The organism is Rhodovulum sp. (assembly GCF_011048875.1).
Taxonomy (GTDB): Bacteria; Pseudomonadota; Alphaproteobacteria; order Rhodobacterales; family Rhodobacteraceae; genus Rhodovulum; species Rhodovulum tesquicola.
The window spans coordinates 1-1,671 of sequence record NZ_DSDD01000411.1; the positions used below are offsets into that span (position 1 = coordinate 1).

At 68.3% G+C, this 1,671-nt stretch carries 2 protein-coding genes; one reads left to right on the top strand and one right to left on the bottom strand.

All coding sequences use genetic code 11. The features are described 5' to 3' along the window. The coding region (locus tag ENN83_RS14180; protein ID WP_287187997.1) for a thiolase family protein at positions 1-753 on the top strand (753 nt) is incomplete at its 5' end. Between the two features lie 39 nt (positions 754-792). Here ENN83_RS14180 and crtC read toward each other — a convergent pair. Continuing rightward, positions 793-1,668 carry a carotenoid 1,2-hydratase gene (crtC, locus tag ENN83_RS14185; protein WP_287188000.1) on the bottom strand — a complete coding sequence of 292 codons (876 nt, stop codon included), beginning with the start codon at positions 1,666-1,668 and terminating at the stop codon, positions 793-795. Positions 1,669-1,671 lie beyond the last annotated feature (3 nt).

Consider the following 1,671-nt stretch of genomic DNA (forward strand, 5'->3'; position numbering starts at 1 on the left):
ATGTTCCTCGACGGGCTGGAAGACGCCTATGACAAGGGACGCCTGATGGGCACCTTTGCCGAGGATTGCGCCGGGCATTTCCAGTTCACGCGCGAGGCGCAGGACGAATATGCGCTGGGCTCGCTGTCCAATGCGCTGGCGGCGCAGAAATCCGGGGCCTTCGAGGGCGAGATCGTGCCCGTGACCGTCACCTCGCGCAGGGGCGAGACGGTGGTGGCTGAGGACGAACAGCCCGCCAAAGCACGGCCCGAGAAGATCCCGCAGTTGAAACCCGCCTTCCGCAAGGACGGCACGGTGACGGCGGCCAATTCCTCGTCGATTTCGGACGGGGCGGCGGCGCTGATCCTGGCGACCCGCGCCGAGGCCGAGGCGCGCGGCCTGCCCATCCGTGCCCGCATCCTGGGCCATGCGAGCCATGCGCAGGCCCCGGGCTGGTTCACAACCGCGCCGGTTCCGGCCGCGCAGAAGCTGCTGGCGCGGATCGGCTGGACCAGGGACGATGTGGATCTGTGGGAGGTGAACGAGGCTTTCGCCGTGGTGCCCATGGCCTTCATGCACGAGATGGGGCTGCCGCGCGAGCGGGTGAACGTGAATGGCGGCGCCTGTGCGCTGGGCCACCCGATCGGGGCCTCGGGCACGCGGATCATCGTCACGCTGCTGAACGCGCTGGAAAAGCGCGGGTTGAAACGCGGCGTCGCGGCGATCTGCATCGGCGGCGGCGAGGGCACCGCCATCGCCATCGAGCGGCCCTGAGCCAAGCGGGCCGCCCTGCACCGGCAAGGCGGCCCGGTCCTAGTCCTGAAAACGCCAGCCCGACCGGCGCGGCACCCGGACGGCCAGCATCGGCTTCAGAAGCGGGCTGGCGAAGCGGTCCAGATCCAGCGCCTCGTGCACGCCCACCACTTCCTCGCCGAAAACCCGGGTGCGCACCGCCGAGCGGCAGTAGAAGGGCGCGTCCAGCATGTCGTGGACCTGTCGTGGCACATAGCCCGGATCGGCGCGCGTCTCGCGCCGGACCAGCCATTTCGACCGGGCGAACCGCGTGCGCGGCGGCGCGTCGATCACCTCGGCCGAGCCATCCGCCCCGAAATGCAGCCCCACGGCCAGTTCGGACCCGTCCCGCACGCTGGCATCGTAGAAGCAGTAGGCGCCGTTGTCCCGCGTGGGGAACCGGCCCCAGGTCCAGTAGCTGAAATCGTCCTCAAGCGCGTGGATGCCGAAATTCGCGTCGAAATAGCCATGCCCCGTCCATTGCCAGCCGGGCTGGTTCAGGTCCACCTCGATCTCCGACGACGGCGCGAAGGGCCGCCAGACATGGCTGCCATCCTGTTTCAGCGGCAACTCGACCGAGGTGATCGCCGATGGCGTGACCGTGACCCGCCCCTTCAGCCTCTGCATCCGGGGCCAGGCGACCTCGTCGATGTCGATCAGCAACTGGCTGCCGGTCCAGGTCAGTTTCGACGGTCCCACCTCGAACCTGTTGCGCGACTGGCGCAGGGCGGCCTGTCCGCGGTCGGTCATCGTCCAGCGCCCGCCGCGGCCATAGGTGGCGACGTTGATGCAGCAATGGTTTTCCGGGTTCTTCCGCCCCGACCAGCGATACCAGGGCGAAAAGACCGAGCCGATGAACGAGATGATGGAGATCTGCTGTTCGCCGTCATGGCTGATGCC